Source organism: Phenylobacterium sp. (assembly GCF_030693805.1).
GTDB lineage: Bacteria > Pseudomonadota > Alphaproteobacteria > Caulobacterales > Caulobacteraceae > Phenylobacterium.
The window spans coordinates 1-7,821 of the sequence record NZ_JAUXZW010000267.1; the positions used below are offsets into that span (position 1 = coordinate 1).

The following is a 7,821-nucleotide window of genomic DNA, read 5'->3' on the forward strand; positions in this document are numbered from 1 at the left end:
GCGTCTAGGGCCACGTCTTGGCGAACTCCTCGGTTCTCGCCGCAACGTGATATGGGGCGCGCCAGTTCCTGTAAGCGGCTGCGGAGCAGGCCTTGAACTATCGTCACGCATTCCACGCCGGCAACTTCGCCGATCTGGTGAAACACGCCGCCTTGCTCGCGATGTTGGCGCGTCGCGGCGACGGGCCGCTCGCCATCGTCGACACCCACGCCGGCGCAGGGCTCTACGACCTGAACGGCGAGGCGGCGACAAGGTCCGTCGAGGCGGCCGCCGGCGTCGTACGGTTGATGGGCGAGGACCAGGTACCAGCGCCCCTGGAGGTGCTGCGCGCGGCGGTGCGGCGCGCCAATCCGAAGGGTGGACTGCGGTGGTATCCCGGTTCGCCGCTCCTGGCGGCGCGCGCCCTGGCTCCCGGCGACAGCTATCTGGGGTTTGAACTGCGGGCGGACGACCACGCTGCGCTCACGCGCGCGCTGCAGGGCGAGGCCCGCGCGACCGCCGCGTGCGCCGACGGGTTCGAGGCGGCTGCCAAGCGCATCCCGGCGACCGGCGAGGCGCTGGTGCTGATCGATCCTCCGTTCGAGCGCCCAGACGACTACCGGCGAATCGTCGAGACGACCCGGGAGGTTCGGCGGCGCAACCCGGCTGCGCGCCTGGCGATCTGGCTGCCGCTGAAGGACCTGGAGACCTTCGACGCGCTGCTACGCGACCTGGAGCCGGCGGCCGGCGAGGGCGTGCTGGTCTGCGAGGCGAGGATGCGCCCGCTGTCCGATCCGTTGAAGATGAACGGCTGCGCCCTGGTCATCGTGCGCCCGCCGGACGGTCTGGCGGATGATCTGGAGGCCGTCTGCGCGTGGACTGTCGAGGCGTTGGGTGAAAACGGGCAGGCGAAGGTCTGGACGCTGAACTGACGCCTTTTGGCGCCGCGACGCACGCAGGCGTGGTATTTTGCGCGGTGGTCCCCCATTGCACGGGCTGGAGACGACGATGACCCTGAACCCGATTTCAACAGACTCCGCCGCCGCGCCGTACATGAGCGCGATGCATGTGCCGCTTGGGATGGTCTCGCCGCTGTGGATGCTGTTCGCCGCCGCCGCCAGCTTCGGGGTTGCGTTCTGGTGGATGAATCGCTTCGCGATGCTCTCGCCGCTGGAAGCGATCCCGGTGAGGGACGGGCCGCCTGCCTCCGGTCGGCCCAAGCTGTTGCTCGTCGAAGCGGCCAAGCCGGCGGTGGAAATCGACAACCTGCCGGCGATCGCCAACGCTCACTAAGCCATATTGGGCCTGGCGGTTTGAAACGGCTTTTCGACATCGCGGCGGCCGCGGCCGGGCTGTTCGTACTGTGGCCGGTGATGGCGCTGCTGGCGCTGGCGGTGCGCCTGGAATCGCCGGGGCCGGCGTTGCACTGGTCGAAGCGGGTCGGCCGCGGCAACGCGATCTTCGCGATGCCGAAGTTCCGCACCATGCGCACCGACACGCCCGACGTGGCGACCCACCTGTTGCCGGACCCCGAGCGCTGGATCACGCCGCTGGGCCGCTTCTTGCGGCGCACGAGCCTTGATGAACTTCCTCAGCTCTGGAGCGTCCTGCGCGGCGAGATGAGCGTCGTCGGCCCTCGCCCGGCGCTGTTCAACCAGGACGACCTGGTGGCCCTGCGCACCCGCGCCGGCGTCGAAAAGCTAAGACCCGGCGTCACCGGCTGGGCGCAGATCCACGGCCGCGACGAAATCTCGATCGCCGAGAAGGCGCGATTGGACGCCGAATACCTGCAGCGCATGTCGCTGGTTTTGGACGTGCGGATCATCGCCGCGACCCTTGGCCAGGCGCTGCGCGCCAAGGGCGTCACGCACTAGGCGGCGACAGATTGGTCTGACCAACCTTGCCAGCGCGCGCGGCGCCGGTCATGGTCCCTCATCGCGCCTGCGGCGACACGCATGCTGCGCGCAACGAAAACATCCCGGGAGAACGACCATGGCTGTCGCAGAGCTAACCAAAGACGCTGACCTGACGCCGGAAAACACCAGCAGGTTCGTGCAGACCAAGAAGTGGCGGCTGCACTACAACGAGGCCGGAACCGGACACCCGATCATCATGCTGCACGGCGCGGGGCCAGGGGCCAGCGGCTGGAGCAATTTCAACGGCAACATCCGCACCCTGTCGAAGAAGTACCGGGTGATCCTGATGGACTTCCCGGGCTTCAACCTGTCGGACGAGCTGGACCCGGCCAAGGAGCCGCGCTGGACCGCCAACGCCGAGGCGGTGAAGCTGCTGATGGACGAACTCGGCATCGAAAAGGCGGCCTTGGTCGGCAACTCGATGGGCGGCATGGCGACGATGATGTTCGCCACCCTCTACAACGACCGCCTGAGCCATCTGGTGACCATGGGCTCGCCGTCGCCGGCCGGTCCACCGGCGTTCTTCGCCCCCGGCCCGGGCCTCAGCGAAGGCATGAAGGCCCTGGTCGGCGCCTATCACGACCCGAGCCCGGAGGGCTTCCGCAAGCTGGTCAACCTCATGGTCTATGACGACAGCTTCGCCACCGACGCGCTGATCAAGCAGCGTTCGGAGGCCGCTCTGGGCAACCCTAGGCATATCGCCAACTGGGTGGCCGGACTGCGGGCGCACGCGCAACCGCATCCGGATGTCGAGGCTCTGGGCGCGCGGCTCGCCAATGTGCAGACTCCCGCGCTGATCATGCACGGCCGCGACGACCGGGTGGTCAGCGTCGAACACAGCCTGCGCACCGCAGCGATCCTACCCAACTCGCAGTTGCTGGTGTTCAACCGCTGCGGCCACTGGGCTCAGGTCGAGCACGCCAAGACCTTCAACGGCATCCTCGACGGCTTCATCGCCTCGACGCTGAGCTAAGCCCGAAGAAGACTGACGAGGGGGGACACGCCACCTTCCGGCGGCTCAGGCGTTCTGAGGCGTCGGAGTATCGTATCGTGTCCCCCCAAGCCGTCCCGCCTGAAGTCCTCGACGAGACGTCGCCAGCCGCGCTCGCGGCAGAGGGCGGCCCTCTGGATTCGCAGCCGCCCGAACCCCGCCGCCGTCGCAGGGCGCTCTATGTCGTGGGCGGCGTCCTGGCCCTGGTCGCTGTGGCGGTGACGGCCTTCCTGCTGTTCTTCGACTGGAACTATGCGCGTGGGCCGATCGGGCGGTTCGCTTCGGCGCGGATGCACCGCGAGGTGGCGATCACCGGCGACCTGAAGGTCCACCTGTTCTCGTGGAGCCCGCAGGCCACCGCGAACGCCATCACCATCGCCGATGCGAAGTGGGCGGGAACCGGCCGCCTGGCCGAAGTCGAGCGGCTGACCGTACAGGTGAGGCTGCTGCCGCTGCTGGTCGGCCGGGTCGACATGCCGGTGCTGGAAATCGTCAGGCCGAAGGTGCGGCTGCTGCGCGACGCGCAGGGCCGCGCCAACTGGGATTTCTCCGACGGCCGCAAGAAGAGCGCGCCGCTGAAGCTGCCGCCGATCCGCCGCTTCGTCATCGCCGATGGCCAGCTCGCCTACGAGGACCGCAAGCGCAAGCTGACGTTCAACGGGGTGCTGAACGCAACGGAGAAGATGGGCGCTACCCAGCGCGGCTTCGCAATGTCGGGAAAGGGCGGACTGAACGGCGAACCGTTCCTGCTGCAGGTCGACGGGGGCCCCTTGCTGAACATCGATCGCAGCAAGCCGTATCCCTTCGACGCCGACCTGCGCGCCGGGCCGACGCGGGTCACCGCGCGCGGTTCGATCACCAAGCCGTTCGATTTCGGCCGTTTCCAGATGAACCTGACCGCGCGTGGGCCGGACCTGGCGGAGCTCTACACGCTCACCGGCGTGACCTTGCCGAACACGCCACCCTATCGGCTGTCGGCGAAGATGACCCGCGAGGGCCGTGTGTTCCGATTCGCCGGCGTCAGCGGCAAGGTCGGCGACAGCGACCTGTTCGGCGATCTCAGCGTCGACAATTCGGGCGAGCGTCCATTCCTGAAGGCCGGGCTGGGCTCGCGCGCCCTGGACTTTGACGATCTCGCTTCAGTCTTCGGCGGCGCGCCCAAGGTCGGTCCAGGTGAGACGGCGTCCGAGGGCCAAAAGGTGATGGCCCGCGAAATGGCCGCCCAGCAGCGCTTCCTGCCGGACGCGACGCTGAAGGTCGACCGACTGCGAGCGATGGACGCCGAGGTGCGTTATCGGGCTGCGAGCGTGCGCGATGCGCCGGTCAATCTGCAGTCCGGCTCGGTGACCTTGAAGCTGGATCGCGGCTTGCTGACCGCCGATCCGGTGGACTTCTCCCTGCCGCGCGGGCGGATCGCCGGCAAGGTTTCGCTCAACGCCCGCGGGGCGGTGCCGGTGACCGACCTCGACGTGCGTGTGAGCAATGCGCGGCTGGAGCAATTGATCCCGGCGCGCAACGGCGTCTCGCCCGTGACCGGCGCACTGGTCGCGCGGATCAAGCTGCACGGCGCCGGCGCCTCGGTGCACCGCGCGGCGGCGGCGGCCGATGGGGAGGTGCTGGTGGTCGCGCCGGGCGGCGAGATCCGCCAGGTGTTCGCCGAGCTACTGGGGATCAACGTCACCAAGGCCCTCGGCCTGCTGCTCTCAGACAGCCAGCAGACGACGCCGATCCGCTGCGCTGTCGCGGACTTCAAGGTGAAAGCCGGCGTGCTGGATGCGCGCAACATCGTGTTCGACACCGGGACAGTGCTGGGCAGCGGTTCCGGCCAGATCAACCTCGGCTCTGAGACCCTGTCGTTCCGTCTCGAAGGCAAGGCCAAGCAACCGCGACTGATCCGAGTTATGGCCCCGATCACCTTTTCCGGCCCGATCACCAAGCCGAAGGTGGGCGTCGAAACCGGAAAGGCGATCACCCAGGGCGGCGTCGCCGCCGCGCTGGGCGCTCTGGTCAACCCTCTGGCCGCGATCCTGCCGTTCATCGATCCGGGCCTGGCCAAGGACGCGGCCTGCGGCGCGCTGATCGCAGAAGCCGGCCGCCAGGGCGCGCCGGTGACGAAGGCGGCCGTGGCGGCGCGCTAAGACTTAGGCCTTCGCCGCATCGGTGAGGCAGGCGAGCCAGGCGGCTTCGCGCGCGCCTTCGGCGGCCACCAGCTTGTCCTCGGCCTCGCGAACTGCGGCGTCATGCTTGCGCCACTCTGCGACAGCGCCTTCACGCGCCGCGCGGGCGGCTTCGATGGTCGGGAAGCGGGCCAGCACCGCGCGAACGCTGTAGGTCACCGGTGGACCCAGGCTTTCGCGATCCGGATAGAAGCCGGTCACGGAATCGGCGGCGTCGCTGTCCACATGGAACACGTCCGCCCAACCCGCATGGTGACGCATCAGGGCCCAGGGTCTTTCGATGTCGCTCATACGCGTTTCTCCCTCATGTCGCGCGCAGACCAAGGCATCCCTCCGTGACGCTCGCAATCGTCTGCGGCGGCGCCTGTGCGGATTCTTCGGTTCAGCCTAAAACCGGGGCAGGGCCATTCAGGCTCAGGGGGACGGGCGGATGCTTCCAGCCTCGATCGGCGACTATCGCGAGCGAGCACGCCGCAGGCTGCCGCCGCTGCTGTTCGACTATATCGACGGCGGCTCATACGCCGAGACCACGCTGCGACGGAATGTGGCGGACTTCGAGCTGATCGCGCTGCGCCAGCGGGTGATGCGCGACATGACCGTCGTGGACACCGCCGTCGAGCTCATGGGCCGCAAGTGGAGCATGCCGGTCGGTCTGGCGCCCGTCGGCATGGCCGGGCTCTATGCGCGGCGCGGCGAAGGTCAGGCCGCCCGCGCGGCGCGCAAGGCTGGCGTGCCGTTCTGCCTGTCGTCGGTGGGTGTCTGCGCCATCGAGGAAGTCGCCGCCGCGGCCGGCGAGCCGCCCTGGTTCCAGCTCTATATGCTCAAGGACCGCGGCTACATGCGCGAGCTGCTGCAGCGCGCGGCGGCGGCCGGCGCGCCGGCTCTGGTGTTCACTGTCGATCTGCCGGCGCCGGGATCGCGCTACCGCGACGTGCGGTCTGGCCTGTCCAGCCCGCCCAGCATGGCGCGGACACTGCGCGAAGGCTGGCAGGGCGTCACCCATCCGGCCTGGCTGTGGGATGTGTGGCTTCACGGCCGCCCGCACAGCTTCGGCTCGATCTCGGCGGCGATTCCCGAAGCCCGCGGCGCCAGTGATTTCTGGGGCTGGATCAGCCGCAATTTCGACCGCGGCGTCACTTGGGCGGATCTCGACTTCGTGCGGGAAAGCTGGAGCGGGCCGATCATCGTCAAGGGCGTGCTGGACCCGGACGACGCGCGCCAGGCGGTGCGGCTGGGGGTGGATGGCGTCGTGGTGTCCAACCACGGCGGGCGCCAGCTCGACGGCGTCAGTTCCTCGATCAAGGCGCTGCCGCGCATCGTGCAGGCGGCGGGCGGCGACCTGGACGTGTTCCTGGACGGCGGCGTGCGGTCCGGCCTGGATGTGCTGAAAGCCGTATCGCTAGGCGCCAAGGCCTGTTTCCTCGGCCGCGCCTGGGCGTTCAGCCTGGCCGCAGGCGGCGAGGCGATGGTGACGCGCATGCTGGAGACCATGCGTGCAGAGCTGGTCACCGCAATGATCCTTACCGGCTGCAATAGCATCGCACAGGCGGACGAGACGCTGCTCGACGCGGCAATTTGATCATTCGGCGGGCGCCGCGCGCCGCGGACCCATCGACAAGGGTGGAACTTGCCGGGTAAATGCCCGCGGGATGCACGAGACGGCCCGCTTGCGGCCGCGATTAAGCGTGCGCCCAGCGTGGGAAGCGAGGGTTACGAATGAGGGCGCCTGAGCGGCAGGGACTGTACGATCCGGCCAACGAGCACGATGCGTGCGGCGTTGGCTTTGTCGCCAACATAAAGGGCCGCAAGTCGCATGAGGTGATCACCGCCGGCCTGCAGATCCTGTTGAACCTGGATCATCGCGGCGCCGTCGGGGCCGATCCCCTGGTGGGCGATGGCGCGGGCTGCCTGATTCAGATTCCCGACGCGCTGCTGCGCGACTGGGCCCAGGGCGCGGGCGTCGCCCTGCCGCCCGCCGGCGAGTACGCTGTCGCCATGTGCTTCCTGCCGAACGAGGCCGAGGCGCGTGCGCTGGCGATCAGCCAGTTCGAACATTTCCTGAAGGTCGAGAAGCAGCCGCTCCTGGGCTGGCGCGACGTTCCGGTGGCGATCGACGGCCTGGGCGCCGCGGTGCTGGCCGGGATGCCGGTGATCCGCCAGGCGATCATCGGCCGCGGCCCCAACATCCGCGACCAGGACGCCCACGAACGCAAGCTGCTGGCGGTGCGCAAGCAGTTGCAGAATCCGCTGGCGGAGATGGCGCTTCAGCGCAAGCTGCCGGGCCTCGCGGACCTCTACATCCCGTCGTTTTCGACCCGCACGGTGGTTTACAAGGGCCTGCTGCTGGCCGGTCAGGTTGGGACCTTCTATTCCGACCTGCACAACCCTCTGACGCAGTCGGCCCTGGCGCTGGTCCACCAGCGGTTCTCGACCAACACCTTCCCGTCGTGGAAGCTGGCGCACCCGTACCGGTTCATCGCCCATAACGGCGAGATCAACACCGTGCGCGGCAACGTCAACTGGATGAACGCCCGCCGCCGCAGCATGGAATCCGAGCTGCTCGGCGCCGACCTCGATAAGATGTGGCCGCTGATCCCGCATGGGCAATCGGACACCGCCTGTTTGGACAACGCGCTGGAGCTGCTGCTGGCCGGCGGGTATCCGCTGGCGCACGCGGTGATGATGCTGATCCCCGAGGCCTGGGCCGGCAATCCGCTGATGGATCCCAAGCGCAAGGCTTTCTACGAATACCATGCAG

At 68.4% G+C, this 7,821-nt stretch carries 7 protein-coding genes and 1 pseudogene; 7 read left to right on the forward strand and 1 reads right to left on the reverse strand.

The features are described 5' to 3' along the window. The first annotated feature begins 92 nt into the window (after positions 1 to 92). The 5 genes from rlmJ to Q8M88_RS10295 all read left to right on the forward strand — a co-directional run bounded on the left by rlmJ (position 93) and on the right by Q8M88_RS10295 (position 5,024). Entirely contained in the window at positions 93 to 911 is an 819-nt protein-coding gene (rlmJ, locus tag Q8M88_RS10275; protein ID WP_305597051.1) for a 23S rRNA (adenine(2030)-N(6))-methyltransferase RlmJ, read from the forward strand. Between the two features lie 76 nt (positions 912 to 987). Further along, complete coding sequence (locus Q8M88_RS10280) at positions 988 to 1,272, forward strand: hypothetical protein (RefSeq protein WP_305597053.1); 285 nt, start codon at positions 988 to 990, stop codon at positions 1,270 to 1,272. 20 nt (positions 1,273 to 1,292) lie between these two features. Continuing rightward, positions 1,293 to 1,853 carry a sugar transferase gene (locus tag Q8M88_RS10285; protein ID WP_305597055.1) on the forward strand — a complete coding sequence of 187 codons (561 nt, stop codon included), beginning with the start codon at positions 1,293 to 1,295 and terminating at the stop codon, positions 1,851 to 1,853. Positions 1,854 to 1,971: 118 nt separating this feature from the next. Next, the gene (locus tag Q8M88_RS10290; protein ID WP_305597057.1) at positions 1,972 to 2,868 is read left to right on the forward strand and encodes an alpha/beta fold hydrolase; all 897 of its coding nucleotides are present in this window, start codon (positions 1,972 to 1,974) and stop codon (positions 2,866 to 2,868) included. A 77-nt stretch (positions 2,869 to 2,945) separates the two neighbouring features. Next, positions 2,946 to 5,024 carry an AsmA family protein gene (locus tag Q8M88_RS10295; RefSeq protein ID WP_305597059.1) on the forward strand — a complete coding sequence of 693 codons (2,079 nt, stop codon included), beginning with the start codon at positions 2,946 to 2,948 and terminating at the stop codon, positions 5,022 to 5,024. Positions 5,025 to 5,027: 3 nt separating this feature from the next. Here Q8M88_RS10295 and Q8M88_RS10300 read toward each other — a convergent pair whose 3' ends face one another. Next, complete coding sequence (locus tag Q8M88_RS10300) at positions 5,028 to 5,354, reverse strand: hypothetical protein (RefSeq protein WP_305597061.1); 327 nt, start codon at positions 5,352 to 5,354, stop codon at positions 5,028 to 5,030. Positions 5,355 to 5,493: 139 nt separating this feature from the next. Here Q8M88_RS10300 and Q8M88_RS10305 point away from each other — a divergent pair, with 139 nt between their 5' ends. Continuing rightward, positions 5,494 to 6,642 (forward strand): L-lactate dehydrogenase, encoded by a 1,149-nt coding sequence (locus Q8M88_RS10305; RefSeq protein ID WP_305597063.1) that lies wholly within the window; start codon positions 5,494 to 5,496, stop codon positions 6,640 to 6,642. A gap of 137 nt (positions 6,643 to 6,779) precedes the next feature. After that, positions 6,780 to 7,821, forward strand: a pseudogene (locus Q8M88_RS10310) (glutamate synthase subunit alpha); the annotation flags it as partial.

What these genes read in the sequence shown, in the direction of transcription:
- Q8M88_RS10280 (WP_305597053.1), top strand. Translation starts at nt 988, where the DNA reads ATGACCCTGAACCCGATTTCAACAGACTCCGCCGCCGCGCCGTACATG.
- Q8M88_RS10305 (WP_305597063.1), top strand. Translation starts at nt 5,494, where the DNA reads ATGCTTCCAGCCTCGATCGGCGACTATCGCGAGCGAGCACGCCGCAGG.
- Q8M88_RS10300 (WP_305597061.1), bottom strand. Translation starts at nt 5,354, where the DNA reads ATGAGCGACATCGAAAGACCCTGGGCCCTGATGCGTCACCATGCGGGT.
- Q8M88_RS10290 (WP_305597057.1), top strand. Translation starts at nt 1,972, where the DNA reads ATGGCTGTCGCAGAGCTAACCAAAGACGCTGACCTGACGCCGGAAAAC.